The sequence below is a fragment of the Leucobacter aridicollis genome (genome assembly GCF_013409595.1).
GTDB classification, from domain to species: Bacteria; Actinomycetota; Actinomycetes; order Actinomycetales; family Microbacteriaceae; genus Leucobacter; species Leucobacter aridicollis.
The window spans coordinates 1216138-1232752 of record NZ_JACCBD010000001.1 but is presented as its reverse complement, the minus strand read 5'-3'; the positions used below and the strand labels follow the sequence as shown (position 1 = coordinate 1232752).

Below are 16615 nucleotides of genomic sequence, written 5' to 3'. Positions count from 1 at the left end.
GCGACAAGCGTACCGCGTCGCCCCTATACGGCCACAGGCTCGTCGAACGGCCGCGGGCTACGTCTCGCGCAGCACCCTGGCGAGCGAGCGCAGCGCGTCGTCGAACTCCCGGTCGTCGGAACCACCGAGACCGATCACGAGCCCCGACATGCCCGCGCCGTTGCGCTGCCAGTATCCGCCGAGCGGTTCCGCGCCGAGCCCGGCGTCGCGCGTCCGGCGCACCACCGCGTCTTCCCGCCCGCGGAGGGCGGCCGGATCGGGTCCGACGAACTCGACGACCGCGTGCAGCCCGCCGTCCATCGGCCTAACGCGCACCCCGTGCGCGCCAGCAAGGCGCTCCGAGACGAGGTCGCGCCGCTCGGCGTAGCGTCGCAGCAGCCGGGCCGTGTGCCGGCGCAGCTCCCCCGTCGCGAGATAGTGCGCGAGCGCCACCTGCACGACCGATGACACCGGGCCGCCGAGCTCGCGGCGCACCGGTTCGACGAGCGCGCGAATCCCGGCGGGTGCGAGCATGTAGCCCGCCGAGAGCGAGGGGGCGACCGTACGGGAGAATGTGCCGAGGAGCACGACCGAGCCGGTCACGTCGTCGTCGAGGGCCGCGAGCGTCGGGAGCGGGCTGCCCGTGAAGCGCAGCTCGGAGTCAAAATCGTCCTCGACGATCACGACCCCGCCGCGCTGCGCCCAGTCCAGCAGCTCGCGGCGGCGGACGAGCGGCAGCGACCCGCCGAGGGGGTACTGATGGCTCGGGGTCACGATGACGAGGTCGAGCACCCCCTCCGGCAGCCGCGCGGTGTCCAGCCCCTCGCTGTCGGTGGGCAGGGCGACGATGCTCGCCCCGTGCCTGGCGGCAACGCCGCGCAGCGACGGGAGGCCGGGATCCTCGACGCCCACGACCAGTCCCCGGCCGCGCGTCGTGCCGAGCGCGGTGAGCAGCAGCCCGAGCCCCTCGCGGGTACCCGCGGTCACGATGACGTCGCCGGCGGAGCGCGCGGTCGCGCGCATCCGGCGCAGGTGGTCCGCGATCTCTGCGCGCAGCCTGTCGTCGCCGAGCGCCGGGGCGACGACGTGGGCCCTGGCCGCCGCCTCACGCCAGGCGGCGCGCCACGCGGGGCTGTTGATCGCGCTCGGGATCGGCTCCCCGGGTGCGAGCGGCGCGCGCCCGGGCACAGCGCTGGCCGGCTCGCCGGCGCCCGCTGCCGAGCGTGCGTCTCGGGCCGATCCTGATCGCGGGCTGGCGGCCTCGGCCCGCGCGGCGGCCGGAGCCGACATCCGTTCGAGCTGCGGGTTCACGGCGGTGCCGCGGCCGTGGGTGGCGACGAGGTAGCCCTCGGCGATGAGCTGCTCGTAGGAGGCGACGACGACGCCGCGCGCGACCCCGATCCGGCGAGCAAGCTCCCGGGTCGCGGGAACCGGCTCCGCCGGCCGCAGCGTGCCCGCGTCGATCGCCTCGCGCAGCGCAGCGGCGAGCTGCACCGGCAGGGGCGTCTCGAGTTCGCGGTCGAGCTCGACCGGGAATTCGCGCGCCGCGCCGCGCGGCTGACGCGCGCCGCCCGCCACCCGGTCTGGCCGGGCGTACTCCTCTGTCATTCCCCTAGGGTAGCCCGGTCGCGGCCCGCGCCGCCGTCGGGCCCGGCGGCGACGGGGGCAGCGGCGACGGGTCCGCTACAGGCCGAGCCCCGACTGGCCCGCGTCATGGGGCGCGAGGATCGCGGCGATCTCGTTCCGGTCCACGTCCGCTACCCGCTCGGGCACCCACGTCGGGTTTCGATCCTTGTCGACAAGCTGCGCCCGCACGCCCTCGGCGAAGTTCGGCAGCACGGCGAGGCGCGGCACGATGCGGTAGTCGTCTTCGAGCACGCCGGCGACGTCGAGCCGCTCGGCCCGGGTGCGCGCGATCTGCGCGACACTGACGACGAGCGACACGGGGCACATGCCGCGCACGATCGCGGCGGTCTCGGCCGCGATCGGCAGCGGGCTCGCCTCGAGGCCCTGGAGGAGGGCAGCGGTTGCGCCCACCGGGTCCGCGACCGCGTCGACGGCCTGCAACGCGGCGTCGGCGATGGGGTCGAACCACTCGCGCACCGCGAGGAGCGGCGCAGCGGGCACCGGCTCAGCGAACGTCGCCAGCGTCGCCGCCGGGTCGCCCCCTGCGGCGAGCGCGGCGCGCAGGTCGTCGAGCCGGTCGCTGCGCACGAAGGTGTCCGCGAACCCCAGGGCGATCGCATCCGCCGGCCCCATCTCGCTCGCCGTGATCGCGAGGTACTCGCCGAGCCGGCCCGGGGCGTTCGCGAGGAGGTAGTGCCCGCCCACGTCGGGCATGATGCCGATCCGGGCCTCGGGCATCGCGAGCCGCGAGCGCTCAGTCACCACGCGGAAGGCGGCGTGCCCGCCGAGCCCGATCCCGCCGCCCATCGCGATGCCGTCCATGAGCGCGACGACGGGCACCTCGGAGGCACTCACGCGGTAGTCGACAAGATACTCGGCGCCGAACAGCGCCCGCGGGTCGCCGCCAAAGGCGATCTGCTTGATGTCTCCGCCGCCGCAGAAGCCGCGCTCCCCCGCCCCGTCGAGCACGATCGCGTTCGAACCGGCGGCCGCGTCAAGCGCGGCGGCGAGCCCAGCAAACATCTCGGTGTTGAGCGCGTTGATCGCTCGCGGCCGGTTGAGCGTGACCCGGGTGATCGCGCCGTCGCGAGCAACAAGGATGAGCGGTTCAGAAACTTCAGCGTTCATATCGCCACGGTAGCAGCCCCGGATCTGCGGCGCACAGCGCCCGCCGTTCGCTAGGCTCGATGTCGTGTTCGACAACCGCTACGACAACGACCCCATCGCCAGGATGAAACCGCGCCGCGGACCAGTGCAGCGCGCCGAGGTCGAACTCGTGAAGGGCCTCGTCGTCGAGCACAGCCTCACCGAGTTCTGCGGTGCCGTCGTCGACGCGCGCGACGGAGTGCTGAAGCTCGAAGACTTCGACGGCGCGGTGCGCGGGTTCCCGCTGTCTGACGCGTTCCTGGTCGATGGCAAGCCAGTGAAATTCGTGCCGCCGAAGCGGGCCCAGGCGCGGCAGCGCACGGCGTCCGGCTCGTTCGCAGCGCCGCTCGAGCGCGCACGCGTCGCGATGCCGAGCCGCATCTTCGTCGAGGGCAAGCACGACGCCGAACTCGTCGAGCAGGTCTGGGGCGACGACCTGCGCATCGAGGGCATCGTCGTCGAGCTGCTCGACGGCGCGGACCACCTCGAGCGGGTGCTTGCCGAGTTCAAGCCCGGCCCGGGGCGACGGGCGGGCGTGCTGCTCGATCACCTCGTCACCGGCTCAAAGGAGACCCGGATCGCGCAGGCGATCGAGCGCGGTCCGCACGGCGACCACGTGCGCATCGTCGGCCACCCATACATCGACATTTGGGAGGCCGTGAAGCCGGCGCGGCTCGGCCTCACCGAGTGGCCGAAGATCCCTCGCGGGATCGACTGGAAGACAGGCATCTGCCGCGCGCTCGGCTGGCCGTCGGACGATCTCGCGGACACCGCCGAGGCCTGGCAGCGCATCCGCGGCAGGGTGCGGAACTTCCGCGATCTCGAACCGCAGCTCGTCGGCCGCGTCGAGGAGCTCATCGACTTTGTATCTGTCGGGCACTGACTCAGCTACTCCGGCGTAGGCTGAGGGAATCACATGACTAAGGGTGGGTGCGATGGCTGAGCCGACCAAGGCGATCTTTCTGTTGATGCCCGAGTGGCAGGGTTCCGCGTCGTCGCGCGCGATGCTCATCACCGACGGCGCGGCGCACCTCCGGGAGGATCTCCCGCCGGCGGCCCGCTTCGACGTCGCCGTGCCGCAGCAGGCGGGTGACGCGCTCGGAACCCCGGTGGCGCGCCTGAGCTCGGTGGTCGCCGCCCGCGACGCCGCCCGCGAGACGCTCCGCTCAGCCGAGGATCCGGCGATCACCCTCGGGGGCGACTGCGCCTCAACGCTCGCGGGCCTCGACCGCGCGGCCGAGCGCGACCCGGGCGTCGCGGTGCTCTGGTTCGACGCGCACCCCGACCTCCAACACCCGAGCACCTCGCCCTCCGGCGCGGCCTCGGGCATGGCGCTGCGCCACGCTCTCGGTCTGGGGATCGCCGATCTCAACGGCGCGCATCCGATCGATCCGAGTCGCGTGCTACTCGTCGGCGCGCGCGAGGTCGACGCCGAGGAGGCGCAGGCAATCGACGAGCTCGGCATCCGCAGTCTCGCGGCGACGTCCGAGGGCCCGGCGGAGGCCGTGCGGGACTGGCTTACCGAGATCGGCGCGACGAGCGTCTACGTGCATATCGATCTCGACGTGCTCGATCCCGCCGAGTTCGCGGCCGTGCACGCTCCCGTGCCGTTCGGCCTCGCGGTCTCCGACCTGGCTGGCGCCGTGCGCGCTGCCGTCGCCACGGCACCGCTGGCGGGCGCGGCGATCTGCGAGTTTGCGCCGGCCACCGCCGAGATCGCCTCCGACGATTCCCCGACGGTCTTGCGGCTCCTCGCCGCGCTGGTCTCGGGCGGCAGCAGGTGACGGGCACGGGTCCCGGCGTCCCCGCGGGTCCGCGGCCGCCGCGCAATCTGCCGCTCGCGTGGTTCGGCTACGCCTACGCGACCGCGGTCGGCTTCATCTGGGGCAGCATCTGGTCAACCGGAGCCGTCGAACGCCTCGACGGGATGTGGGTGTTCCGCGGCATGCCGCGCTGGACGTTCGGCCGGGGCGGCAGCTGCGTCGGCTCCTGCTACCTCACCGACGCGAACGTGAGCCCCGCGATCCTCAGGCACGAGCAGGTGCACCGCCGCCAGTGGCGCCGCTACGGCCTCGCGCTGCCGCTGCTCTATTTCCTCGCGGGCCGAGACCCCCTCACCAACCGCTTCGAGGTCGAGGCCGGGCTGCGTGACGGCGGGTACGTCCGCTAGCGGTCTGGCCCGCAACCGACCGCGCGGTTCGTAACAACACTGCAACAAGGTCGACTTCTCCGCGCCACTTCGAGTTTGCCCAGCGTAGTCTCGATCCTCGACACCCGCGCAGCGAGGCGCAGGCGTTCAGCGCACGTCGTTTCGGCGCTGATCCCGTCTGCGTGCGCCATGCGTCAACGCAGGCTCCCATTCTGACCCATCTGCTTCGCAGATCGACCCCGAGGAGTCACCGTGAGTGAGTCGAACCCGCAGCCGCCGACATACACGAAGCGCACGCGCTCAAAGACGCCCATCGTCATTGGCGTCATCATCCTCGTCGGCCTCATCGCCGCCGTCGCCGCCTACTTCGCGCTCACGCGCCCGACGTCCGGCGATGACACCAAGGAGCTCTCGGTCGGGCTCGTGCTCGAACCCACGAGCCTCGACGTCCGCAACGACGCAGGCGTCGCCACCGGCCAGGTGCTCATCGACAACGTGTACCAGGGCCTCGTCGGCATCGAAGCAGGCAGCATCGCCGACATCGTGCCCGTCCTCGCGACCGAGATGCCCGAGGTGAGCGCGGACGGTCTCGAGTACACGTTCACGCTGCGGTCGGGCGTGACGTTCCACTCGGGGGCCGAGTTCACCGCCGACGACGTCGTCGCGTCGCTCGAGCCCGCGCTCACCGCGGACTCCGTCGGGTTCGACGCGCAGGTGACAAAGGTCGACGACAACACCGTCAGGATCGCGCTCGAACAGCCGAACTCGCGACTGCTGTGGGAGCTCGCAGGCTCAGCGGGCGTCATCCTCGAGGGCGGCTCGACCGACGGCCTCCAGAACTCGGCGAACGGCACCGGCCCGTTCGAGTTCACGCGCTGGAAGCAGGGCGACAGCATCACGCTCGACAAGTTCGCCGGCTACTGGGGCGAGCCCGCGCTCGTCGACCGCGCGACGTTCCGCTTCTTCCCCGAGGGACGCGCTGCAGTCAACGCGCTGAAGGACGGCGACATCGACGTCCACACCGCGCTCCTCTCGCCGCTGCGCGCGGAGTTCGAGGGCAACGCGAACTTCGACATGGTCCGCGCGGAGAGCGCAGACGTGTTCACGCTCGCCTACAACAGCGCCCGCGCGCCCTTCGACGATCCCCGCGTGCGCCAGGCGCTCAGCATGGCGATCGACGGCGAGGCCCTCGTCGCCTCGCAGAACGGCGACGCCGTGCAGCTCGGCAGCCCGATCACCGAGCTCGAGCCCGGCTATGTCGACCTCACGAAGGTCAACGGGTACGATCCCGAGGCAGCGCGCGCGCTGCTCGCCGAGGCCGGGCAGTCGAACCTTAGCCTCACCATCACGTCGCCGAACTTCTACGACACCGCGGCCCTCGACATGGTGACCAGCCAGCTCGCAGAGGTCGGCGTCTCCGCAAAGGTGAAGCCTGTCGAGTTCCCGACCTGGCTGAACGATGTCTACTCGAACCACGACTTCGACCTCAGCTATGTCGACCACGCCGAGGCGCGCGACCTCGGCAACTACGCGAACCCTGGCTACTACTTCGGATACGACAACCCCGAGGTGCAGCGCCTGTATGCGGAGTCACTCGCGAGCACCGACGCCGGTGCCGAGGCGAAGCTCCTCGAGGAAGCTGCAGGGATCATTGCCGAGGACGCCCCCGCGAAGTGGCTCTTCAACTACACGCCGACGAACGTCATCAGCACGAAGGTCAGCGGCTTCCCGAGCGTCAACACCAACGCCCGCGTGAGCCTCGCCGGCGTCTCGATCGACTAGTCGGTCGCACCCGTCCACTCGGGCTCGGGGGCCGCCACGCTGGCGATCCCCGAGCCCGAACACGTATCACGCCTACGCACACAGGAGGCCCCAGAGTGAGTAGTCTCGGAACGTGACGCGATTCATCATCGGCCGCACCGGCCTCCTGGCTCTCGCCTGGCTCGTCGCGAGCGTGCTCATCTTCGCAACGTTGCGGATCCTGCCGGGCGACGTCGCCCAGGTCATCGGCGGCACGCAGGCCTCCCCGGCCCAGGTCGAGAACCTCCGCGAACAGCTCGGCCTGAACCGCCCGCTGTTCGCCCAGTACTTCGACTGGATCGGCGGCGTCCTGCGCTTCGACCTCGGGCACTCCGTTGTCACGGGTACGGAGATCTCCTCGGAGCTCGCCGAGAAGGCGGAGGTCACCATACCGCTGACAATCATGTCGCTCGCGGTCGTGCTGCTCGTCGCGCTCCCGCTTGGGGTCTTCGCCGCCTATCGCAACTCCACGCCGCTCGGGCAGCTCGTGTCGGCGTCGAGCGTGCTCGCTTCGGCGATCCCCGTCGTGTGGGCGGGCCTCCTCGGCACGCTGGTCCTCTCGTCGTGGCTCGGGTGGCTGCCGTCCCAGGGATTCCCGCAAGACGGGTGGGAGCGGCCAGTGCAGGCGTTCCGGTCGCTCGTGCTGCCAGCCCTCACGATCGGCCTCATTGAGGGCGCGATCCTCTTCCGGCTCGTGCGGAGCGCGACGCTGCGCGCGCTCGACGCCGACCACGTGCGCACCGCAATGTCGCAGGGCAATTCCAGGCTCCGCGCGCTCCTCACGCAGGGACTGCCAGGCGTCGGGCTCTCGATCATCTCCATGCTCGGTCTGCAGGCGGCGGCGCTCCTCGTCGGGGCCGTCGTCGTTGAGCAGCTGTTCAGCCTGCCCGGGCTTGGAACGATGCTCGTCTCGGACGTTGGCGAGCGCGACCTGCCGAAGGTGCAGTCGACGCTGCTGGTGCTCACCTCAGTGATTCTTGTGATGGGGGCTCTCGTCGACGTGGTGCACCGCCTCATCGACCCGCGGCTCCGGGCGGAGGGCGAGGAATGAAGACACTCCGAAACATCATGGGACGGCCCGTTGGCGTCTTCGCGGTCGGCGTGCTCGCCCTCGTGGCGTGCGTATCGATCGTCTCCTACTTCTGGCTGCCGCAGGACCCGAATCACGCCACGAGCAACGTGTGGCTGCCGCCGTCGGGCGACCATTGGCTCGGCACCGACGGCAGCGGCCGCGACATCGCGTCGCGCCTGCTCGCCGGCAGCCGCGTCTCGTTCGGGGTCGCGCTCGGCACCGGCGCCCTCGCGAGCCTCATCGGCTTCCTGCTCGCGCTGCTCGGAGGGCTCGGCAAACGCCCGGTGCGCGAGGTCGTTGCGGTCGGCATCGACGTGCTCGTCGCGTTCCCGACGACGCTCCTCGCGATCATGCTCACCGCGGTCTTCGGCAGCGGCATCCCGATCGTCGTCGCCGCACTCGGGGTCGCGTTCGGCGTCTCGATGGGCCGCGTGCTGCGCGCCGAATTCAGGCAGGTGCAGGGCGCCGACTTCGTGGTCGCGGCCCAGGTCGCGGGGCTCTCGCGCACGCGGATCCTGTTCCGCCACCTCATCCCGAGCGTGCTCCCCGTCTACATCGTGCAGGTCACCTGGACGATGGGCACCGCGGTGCTCGCCGAAGCGAGCCTGAGCTACCTCGGGTTCGGCGCCCCGAAGGATGTGCCTTCCTGGGGCGGCATGCTCGCGTCAACGCAGCGCTTCGTGTCCGTCTACCCGGAGACCGTGCTCTGGCCGGGCCTCGCCATCACCGTCACCGTGCTCGCGTTCTTCCTGTTCGGCGACCAGCTCCGGGACGCGCTCGACATGCGCGACCCGGCCGATGAGACCGCGGAGGTGCCCCGGTGAACGACACGCAATCCGGCCCGGAAACCGGCGCCACCGAACTCGTCGTCGAGGATCTCCGAGTCGCCATCGGCGGCACCGAGATCCTGCACGGCGTCAGCTTCAGCCTCGAGGCCGGCGAGCGTCTCGGGATCATCGGCGGCTCCGGCTCCGGCAAGACGATGACGGCGCTCGCGATCGCGGGGCTCCTCCCCCGCGAGGCCACCGTGAGCGGCTCAGTGCGCGCGAACGGGCGCGAGCTCCTTGGGCTGACCGACAGGGAGCTCGCGGCAATCCGCGGCGACCGCATCGGCATGGTGTTCCAGGAGCCCAAGACCGCGCTGAGCCCGTTCCGCAGACTCGGCGTCCAGATGACCGAGGCGCTCGCACTCCACTACCACCTCGGGCGCGACCAGCGGCGCGAGGCGGCCCTCCGGCTGGCGCGGCAGGTCGGGCTCCGCGACCCTGAACGCATCGTGCGCGCCTACCCGCACGAGGTGTCTGGTGGCCAGCGACAGCGCGCCGCGATCGCCGCAGCGATCTCGGCGTCGCCCGGGCTGCTGCTCGCCGACGAGCCGACGACCGCGCTCGACGTGACCGTGCAGCGCGGAATCCTCGAGCTCTTCACCGAGATCACCGACCGCGACGAGTGCTCGCTCGTCTGCATCACGCACGACATCGCGGTCGTGAATCAGGTCGCCGAGCGCGTGCTCGTATTCGCCGACGGGCAGATCGTCGAACAGGGCAGCGTGCGCGAGATTCTCGAGCGCCCCGCCCACGCGGTCACGCAGGCCCTGATCGCAGCGGCAGGAGGGGAAGCGGCATGAACGACCACACGCCAGCCGCCACGTGGACGGGCAGCACCCCGTGGACCGGGCAGCTGAACCTCCCCGACGCGGCGCAGCGCGCGAGCGAGGCCGGTCACCCGCTCGTGCAGCTCACCGACGTCTCGAAAGAGTTCCGCACTCCCGCTCGCAAGCTGTTCGAGCGCGGCCAGGTCGTGCGCGCGCTCGACGGCGCCTCGCTCACGATCGAGCGCGGCGAGAGCGTCGCGATCGTTGGGGAATCAGGATCGGGCAAGACCACGCTCATCCGGCAGCTCCTCGGCCTGAGCAAGCCGACTGCCGGCACCGTCCGCTTCGCGGGGCGCGACGTCGACGCGAGATCGGGCGATCTGGGCTGGCTGCGCCGCCGCACCGGCCTCGTGTTCCAGGATCCGTACTCGTCGTTCAACCCGCGACGCACCATCGAGCAATCGGTTTCGGAGTCGCTCGAAGGCGCCCAGATTCCAGGCGACCACGGCGCCATGGTGCGCGCCGTGTTGGAGCGCGTCGGGCTGCCTGCGAGCGCCGCAACGCGCTACCCCGACGCGTTCTCGGGCGGGCAGCGGCAGCGCATCGCCGTCGCCCGCGCGATCGTGCACGGGCCTGAGCTGCTCGTCGGCGACGAGCCCGTCAGCGCGCTCGACGTGCTGGTGCGCGCACGCGTGCTGGGCCTCCTCGCCGAGCTGCGAGCCGAGTTCGGGCTCACGCTCGTGACGATCACGCACGATCTCGGCATCGTCCCGCAGCTGGCGGAGCGCACGATCGTGATGCAGGGCGGCAGGATCGTCGAGGACGGCCCCACCGCCGAGCTCCTCGACGCCCCGACGCATCCGTACACGCAGGAGCTCGTCGCCTCGCGGCTGCGACTTCCAGACACCACCTGGCGCGGCTCGGCCGGCGCCCCACCGAGCGGAGGATAGACATGAGCATCGACACCGTGCGCGCCGACCTACTGGCGCAGGGCTGGACGGGCACCATTCTCGAGTTTGCCGAGTCGAGTGCGACGGTCGAGCTCGCCGCGCAGCAGGCCGGCACCGAGCCCGCGCGCATCGCGAAGACGCTCGCGTTCGCGAGTACCACCGACGAGCCCGGCGCGATCCTTGTCGTCGCCGCGGGCGACGCGAAGGTCAACGGCGGCATGTTCAAGCGCGAGTTCCGCGCGAAGCCGAGCATGCTGAAGTTCGATGACGTCGAGCGGCTGACCGGGCACCCGGTCGGCGGGGTGTGCCCGTTCGCGAACCCCGACGAGGCACGCGTCTACCTCGACGCATCGCTCAGGCGTTTCGAGACGGTGTTTCCGGCCGCGGGCAGCGCGCACTCAGCGGTCGAACTCACGATTGCCGAGCTCGAGGAGCTCAGCGACGCGCTCGGCTGGGTCGACGTCTGCACCGGCTGGCGCGACGAGGAGTAACCCGGCTAGACCGTGAGGCCGCGGAGGATCGCGTCACGCAGGTCCGCTGGCGCGGCGCCGTCGCGCTCTTCCTCGCATGCGCGGCGAACCGCTGTGGTCAAGCGCGCGCAGACGCTCTCTTCGTTCTGGCAGTCGGTACAGTGCTCGAGGTGCTCACGAATCGGGGCAGATTCCTCGGCGCACAGTTCACCGCGCAGCAACTCGTAAATATTGGCTTTGGCTTTGTCGCACCCGCAGTCACTCATCGCGCGGCTCCCTTCTTGGTTGATGTCTGTGTTGCCGTGTCGGCTCTATCAAGTCCAACGCCCTGTTCCCTGGCGTATTCCCCGAGCACCTGACGGAGCTTTGCTCGCCCACGGTGCAGTCGGCTCATCACGGTGCCGATCGGCACGCCCTGGATGTCGGCGATCTCCTGATAGCTGAAGCCCTCAACGTCGGCGAGATAGACGGCCATCCTGAAGTCTTCGGCGAGGTCGTTGAGGGCGGTCGTGACGACCGAATCCGGGGTGCGGTCGATCGCCTCGGCCTCGGCCGACTGCGACGCCATAGCCGTGGTCGACTCTGCGCCGCCGAGCTGCCAGTCCTCGAGCTCCTCCACGGCGCCGAGAAACGGCTGGCGCTGCTTCTTGCGATACGTGTTGATGTAGCTGTTCGTCATGATGCGATACAGCCACGCCTTCAGGTTCGTGCCCTGCTCAAAGGACGCGAATGCCTGGAACGCCTTCAAGAAGGTCTCCTGCACGAGGTCCTGCGCGTCCTGCTGGTTCCGCGTCATCTTCATGGCGGCGCCGAAGAGCTGGTCAAGCAGCGGCAACGCCTCGTCGGCGAAGCGCGCCTGAAGGTCGCCGCCCGCCGCCTGCTCATTGCTAGTCACACACCTAGCCTACCGGGGAGCGGGTTCGCCGTCCTGGAGACGTGCCGGGGTCTGGGCGTCGGCGGGACCCGACCCGAGCTATGCCGGTGCGATCTCGACGATCCATCCGCCGTCTCTGAAAGGCGCGAGCTGGGCATCGGTTGCGCGCGAGTCGGTGATGACGCCACAGCCCGCGGCAACCGGGGCCCAATAGGAGAACGGGGCCTCCCGCTCGAGTTTGCTGGAGTCGACGAGCACCCAGGTCCGCTTCGAGTTCGTCGACATGAGCTGCTTCACGAGCGCCTGGTCCATCTCGGGGCAGTTGAGTCCGCGCGTCGGGTGGAGGGCTTCGGCACCCAGGAAGCCGACGTCCACGGTGAGGTGCTGGAGCATCTGCAGCGTCGCCGCTCCGATGATTGACTCGCTCGGGCGGCGCAGCCGACCCCCGAGCACCGTGACGTCCGCATCCGAATCGGCGAGCGCGAGCAGCGAGCTCAGTCCGTTCGTCACGAGGTGGGTGTCTGGCCGGGTGCCCAGGATCGCGGCGGCCTCCGCGACCGTCGTTCCCGAGTCGAGGAGCACGGTCATGCCGCGCGCAACCTTCGTCGCGGCATAGCGCGCGATCTCCTGCTTCCGATCCTGGTGCTCGGTCGACTTCACCTGCCAGGATCGGTCGAGCCGTCCGGCCCCCATGGCCCCGCCGTAGGTGCGCGCGAGCTTGCCGTCGGCTTCAAGGTGAGCGAGGTCGCGCCGCACCGTTGACACCGAGACGTCGAGCTCGTCGGCAAGGGCGTGCACGTTCTCGCTGCCCGAGCCAGCCTCAACGAGCTCGACGAGGCGTTCGCGCCGTCGTTTCGTGTGCTGGTACTCTCCGCGGAGCGCGGGCGTCTCCCCCATGTTCGATGGCCTCTCTCTCGCGTGCGGCGCTGCATGGTTGCAATCGCCGCCAGCCTATCTGCTCGTGCGGGGGTGCCGCCGCGCTCCGCGCCCGACGGCTATCGGTTGAAGTCCTCACGGATGCGGCCGGCGAACGGCGCGAACTCCGCGCCCGACAGGTAGGCGGAGATCATCGTGCCGGGGTCGGCGATTGCCTTGCCCGCGATGTCGAATGCGGTGCCGTGGTCGACCGACGTGCGGAGGATCGGCAGGCCCACCGTCACCGAGATCGTCCCGTTGAAGTCGATCGTCTTCGCCGGAATGTGTCCCTGATCGTGGTACTGCGAGAGCACCGCGTCGTAGCGGTCCGTGAACAGCTGGTGGAAGACCGAGTCCGCCGGGATCGGCCCGACGACGTTGTGGCCGCGCTCCTGCATCTCGGCGACGGCGGGGCGGATGAAGTCGATCTCTTCGGTACCAAACTTGCCGTTCTCGCCGCCGTGCGGGTTGATCGCTGCGACCGCGAGGCGGGGCTCGTCGGTGCCGTAGACCTTGAGTGCGCGCAGCGCCTCGTCGATCGCGTCCACCTCAAGCTCCGTGCTGATCCGCTCGAGCGCGCCGCGCAGCGACACGTGGCGGGTGGCGAAGAAGATCTTCTTGCCCCGCGCGACGAACATCGTGTTCGAGCGCGAGGATCCGGTGAGCTCGGCGAGCATCTCGGTGTGGCCGAGGTGCTCGCTTCCGGCCGCCCAGATGGCTTCCTTGTTAATGGGCGCGGTGACGATACCCGCGACCTTGCCGTCGAGGGCGGCCTGGGTGGCCACCTCGATGGCGCGCACCGCGGAGGCGCCGGCGCGTGCCGAGATCTCACCCCAGGCCACCGGCTCGTCGCCGAGCACGCCGATGTCGAACACGTCGATCACCCCGGCCTCCTCGGCTGGCAGCTCGTCCCACGACGCGACCGTGCGCACCGTTGCGTCGAGCCCGAGCACGGTGAGTGCGGCCGTCACCGAGACCGGGTCGCCGACGATGACGGCGCGCGCCGGGCCCGCGGGGCCCGCGGCGTTGAGCACCGCCTGGACGGCGATCTCCGGGCCGATGCCTGCGGGATCACCGAGGGTGAGTGCGAGTGTGTGACGGGTCATGATTCCTCCAGATGGATGTTCGTGATGTGTGCCGGGCGTGCTGCGCGCGTGGCGCTAGCGATCCGCCCGCGCAAAGGTGCGTTCCGCGAGGGTGCGGAGCTGGTTCATGCAGGCCTCGGCAGTAACTTCGGTGCCGATGAGGCCGCCCTTGGTGACGACGGCCACCCCATCGAGCGTGCCGCCGATCGCGGTGCCGTAGACGGCGAGCGGGATGACCTCGCCGATGACCTCGAACGCGCGAATTCCCGCGGCATCGAGGATCGCCGCGGTGATGTCGCCGCCGCTGCTGTACACGCCGGCGACGGGCGCCGTCTCGAGGGCGCGGAGCACCACCGCCGCGAGCAGCCCGGGCAACCGTTCGCGCCCCGCAGGCGACAGGTGGCCGCCGACCGCTGGCGGCTGCACGCGCATGAGGATTTGCTCGGGAAACGCGCTCGTCTCGATGAGCTGCCGCAGCTCGTCGGCGAGCTCGCCGACGGGATCGCCCGCTCCCGGCTGGCCCTCGCGCTCCCCCGCGAGCCGCAGCGAGTCGACCTCGAGCACGCGGACGAGTTCGCTCTGCGCGAGGTACTCCGCCTGCGTCATCGAGAGGTCGGTGACACTCCCGATGACGGCGAGCAGCGGCGGCTCGTCCGCCCGCTCGGGCGTGCCGAGCTCAAGCGCTCGCGCGAGAAACGCGCCAGCGGGACCGGGGTCCACGGTCACCCAGCGGACCCCGTGTTCCCGCGTCGCCTGCGCGGCGGCAGCGGCGATGAGTTGGATGTGCGCGTCGTCGAGTGCGTCGCAAATGACGAGATCCTCGTCGCCCGCGATGAGCGCCTCCGTGAGCGCCGCGCCGAGAACGGTGCGCAGCGACACGTGCCGCGAGCTCAGCTGACGCTGCGCGGACAGGATGTCCGCGACGATCGAGGTCGTCATCGGATTGTGCACGTCGTACCGCAGTTCGGTCTGCTCGAGCGGCCGCCCGTCGAGCAGCTGCACGCCGTCAACCGTCGTCCGACCGGATGTCGGATAGGCGGGCACGACAAGCCCACGCACGCGCTCACCCGGGTGTGCAGCGCGTACCGCGTCGAGCACCGCGGCGACCTCCGCCGAGACGTTCCCACGCAGGGTCGTATCGGTGCGCTTGACCACCAGCTCCGCGCCCGGGATCGCCTCGACGGCGGCACGTACCCTGGTCGCCGCGTCGGCGGCGGACGTATGCCGGCTGTCGGTCGTCACGATGAGCGCGTCGAAGCCAGGGATCGGCCCGTCGAGCGCCTTCGACGTCACCGTCGCCGACCGGAGACCGGCCCGGGCGAAGCGCGCCCCAGACGCGTTCGCGCCAGTGAGGTCGTCCGCGATCACGAGGACGGGATTCGAAGTAGTCAATGGGTGCCCTTCTGCGGAGCCGGCGGTGGGTGAGCGCGACGTCGGGGTTAGCCGACGATAGCCCAGAGGATAAACAGCAGCGGGATCGTCGCGACCCAGATGGTTGTCGTCATCCCGCTCCAGGCCTTCATCGCCTTCGTACCCGAGAGACCCGCAAACTTCGTCACGACCCAGAAGAACGAGTCGTTGAAGTGCGAGAACAGGAACGCGCCACAGGCGGATGCCATCGCCGCGAGCACGGGGTTGAGCGTGCCAGCCTCGACGAGCGGCACGGCGAGCGTCGCCGCGGTAATCATCGCCACGGTGCCCGAGCCCTGCGCGACGCGGAGCACGCTCGCGACGAGGAACGGGATGAGGAACAGCGGAAGCGGGAGCATGCCGACTCCGTCAGCGAGGTTGCTGCCGACGCCCGACTCGGTGAGCACGTTCGCGAACGCGCCGCCCGCGCCGGTGATGAAGATGATGAGTCCGCCCGATGCAGCAGCCTCGCTCAGCCACCCGACGACCTCCTTGCGCTCGGTGCCGCGCTGCGGCAGCGTGTACGCGCCGAGCACGAGGCCAATGAGCAGCGCGATCGCGGGCGCGCCAATGAAGCTCGTCACGGCCTCGATCGAGGTCCCGGGGAACAGCGCCTTCGAGGCGGTGTTCGACACGATGAGAAGGATCGGCACGACGATCGGCAGCGCCGCCCGGAACGCGCCGATGACGGGGCGCGTGTTTGCCTCTTCGTCCTCAAGCGCGAACATGCTCGGGTCGCGGAAGGGCTCGAGCTTGTTGCCCATGATTCGAGCGAACAACAGCACGACCGGGACGAGCACAATGATGAACGGAATGCCGACGAGGAACATCACGCCGAGATCGACGCCGAGCAGGCCGGCGACCGCGAGAGGCCCCGGGGTCGGCGGGACCAGGGTGTGGCTGAGCACGAGACCGCCCGCGAGCGCCAGCGACAGCACCACGACGCCCTGTTGCGTTCGGCGTGCGAGCGAACGCGCGAGCGGGTGCAGCATCACGTAGCCGCTGTCACAGAACACGGGGATCGAGACGACCGAGCCCGTCATCGTCATGGCGAGGGCTTCGCGCCCCTTGCCGAAGAGCTTCACAAAGGCGCGTGCGAGCGCGTCGGCGGCACCGGTGACCTCCATGAGCTTGCCGAGCGCGACGCCGAGCCCGATGACAATGCCGATGCTCGCGAGCGTGTTTCCGAAGCCTGCGGTCATCAATCCGACGAGCTCGACGGGGGCAACGCCTGCGACCAGGCCGGTGACGATCGCGCCGATGAGCAGCGCGGGGAACGCGTCGAGGCGGGTCTTCAGAATGATGAGAATGATCGCAGCCACGCCAACGATGAGCGCGGCAAGCAGTTGCAGGTCCACATCGACCTCCTTAAAGTAATTGAAACACGCAGATATGGCGCGGAAGATGCGCGCTTCGACCACCTTAGGGGGAACTTCACCCGAGGTCAATTGCGCGCCTCACGCAATTTGATCGAGACTCGCGCAGGTTTGCCCACATTCGTTCGGGCGCGGCGGCGATCCGCGCCTGCCCGCTCACGGCACCTCC

16 protein-coding genes and 1 pseudogene are annotated in these 16615 nt (G+C 70.3%); 9 read left to right on the top strand and 8 right to left on the bottom strand.

Annotated elements, in window-relative coordinates; genetic code table 11:
* Positions 1–57: 57 nt before the first annotated feature.
* Together pdxR and BJ960_RS05695 are read right to left on the bottom strand one after the other, a co-directional pair.
* Positions 58–1587 carry a MocR-like pyridoxine biosynthesis transcription factor PdxR gene (pdxR, locus tag BJ960_RS05700; protein WP_185986581.1) on the bottom strand — a complete coding sequence of 510 codons (1530 nt, stop codon included), beginning with the start codon at positions 1585–1587 and terminating at the stop codon, positions 58–60.
* Positions 1588–1662: 75 nt separating this feature from the next.
* Complete coding sequence (locus BJ960_RS05695; RefSeq protein WP_185986580.1) at positions 1663–2733, bottom strand: enoyl-CoA hydratase/isomerase family protein; 1071 nt, start codon at positions 2731–2733, stop codon at positions 1663–1665.
* A gap of 64 nt (positions 2734–2797) precedes the next feature.
* Here BJ960_RS05695 and BJ960_RS05690 point away from each other — a divergent pair, with 64 nt between their 5' ends.
* The 9 genes from BJ960_RS05690 to BJ960_RS05650 all read left to right on the top strand — a co-directional run bounded on the left by BJ960_RS05690 (position 2798) and on the right by BJ960_RS05650 (position 10807).
* Positions 2798–3634 carry a DUF3097 family protein gene (locus BJ960_RS05690; RefSeq protein WP_121077311.1) on the top strand — a complete coding sequence of 279 codons (837 nt, stop codon included), beginning with the start codon at positions 2798–2800 and terminating at the stop codon, positions 3632–3634.
* 52 nt (positions 3635–3686) lie between these two features.
* A complete protein-coding gene (locus BJ960_RS05685; RefSeq protein ID WP_185986579.1) occupies positions 3687–4535 on the top strand; it encodes an arginase family protein in 849 nt (282 codons plus the stop codon).
* Positions 4532–4921 (top strand): Fe-S oxidoreductase, encoded by a 390-nt coding sequence (locus BJ960_RS05680; protein WP_307814677.1) that lies wholly within the window; start codon positions 4532–4534, stop codon positions 4919–4921. Before BJ960_RS05685 ends, BJ960_RS05680 begins: the two co-directional genes overlap by 4 nt.
* Positions 4922–5152: 231 nt before the next feature.
* Complete coding sequence (locus BJ960_RS05675) at positions 5153–6682, top strand: ABC transporter substrate-binding protein (RefSeq protein ID WP_121077316.1); 1530 nt, start codon at positions 5153–5155, stop codon at positions 6680–6682.
* Between the two features lie 112 nt (positions 6683–6794).
* Positions 6795–7751 (top strand): ABC transporter permease, encoded by a 957-nt coding sequence (locus tag BJ960_RS05670; RefSeq protein ID WP_185986578.1) that lies wholly within the window; start codon positions 6795–6797, stop codon positions 7749–7751.
* Positions 7748–8596, top strand: a complete 849-nt coding sequence (locus tag BJ960_RS05665) for an ABC transporter permease (RefSeq protein ID WP_185986577.1) — start codon at positions 7748–7750, stop codon at positions 8594–8596. Before BJ960_RS05670 ends, BJ960_RS05665 begins: the two co-directional genes overlap by 4 nt.
* Positions 8593–9399 (top strand): ATP-binding cassette domain-containing protein, encoded by an 807-nt coding sequence (locus tag BJ960_RS05660; protein ID WP_185986576.1) that lies wholly within the window; start codon positions 8593–8595, stop codon positions 9397–9399. Before BJ960_RS05665 ends, BJ960_RS05660 begins: the two co-directional genes overlap by 4 nt.
* Positions 9396–10316, top strand: a complete 921-nt coding sequence (locus tag BJ960_RS05655; RefSeq protein WP_185986575.1) for an ABC transporter ATP-binding protein — start codon at positions 9396–9398, stop codon at positions 10314–10316. The genes BJ960_RS05660 and BJ960_RS05655 overlap by 4 nt, the downstream gene beginning before the upstream one ends.
* Before the next feature lie 2 nt (positions 10317–10318).
* Complete coding sequence (locus BJ960_RS05650; protein WP_185986574.1) at positions 10319–10807, top strand: YbaK/EbsC family protein; 489 nt, start codon at positions 10319–10321, stop codon at positions 10805–10807.
* A gap of 137 nt (positions 10808–10944) precedes the next feature.
* Here BJ960_RS05650 and BJ960_RS17160 read toward each other — a convergent pair.
* The 6 genes and pseudogenes from BJ960_RS17160 to BJ960_RS05620 all read right to left on the bottom strand — a co-directional run.
* Positions 10945–11052 (bottom strand): annotated as a pseudogene (locus BJ960_RS17160) (zf-HC2 domain-containing protein); the annotation flags it as partial.
* A complete protein-coding gene (locus tag BJ960_RS05640) occupies positions 11049–11681 on the bottom strand; it encodes a sigma-70 family RNA polymerase sigma factor (protein WP_121077331.1) in 633 nt (210 codons plus the stop codon). The gene BJ960_RS05640 and the pseudogene BJ960_RS17160, both read right to left, overlap by 4 nt.
* A 78-nt stretch (positions 11682–11759) precedes the next feature.
* Positions 11760–12557 (bottom strand): DeoR/GlpR family DNA-binding transcription regulator, encoded by a 798-nt coding sequence (locus BJ960_RS05635; protein WP_185986573.1) that lies wholly within the window; start codon positions 12555–12557, stop codon positions 11760–11762.
* Between the two features lie 98 nt (positions 12558–12655).
* Complete coding sequence (gene pdxA / locus BJ960_RS05630; RefSeq protein WP_185986572.1) at positions 12656–13681, bottom strand: 4-hydroxythreonine-4-phosphate dehydrogenase PdxA; 1026 nt, start codon at positions 13679–13681, stop codon at positions 12656–12658.
* Positions 13682–13735: 54 nt separating this feature from the next.
* A complete protein-coding gene (locus BJ960_RS05625; RefSeq protein ID WP_185986571.1) occupies positions 13736–15052 on the bottom strand; it encodes a four-carbon acid sugar kinase family protein in 1317 nt (438 codons plus the stop codon).
* 47 nt (positions 15053–15099) lie between these two features.
* Positions 15100–16428, bottom strand: a complete 1329-nt coding sequence (locus BJ960_RS05620; RefSeq protein WP_185986570.1) for a GntP family permease — start codon at positions 16426–16428, stop codon at positions 15100–15102.
* Positions 16429–16615: the final 187 nt, after the last annotated feature.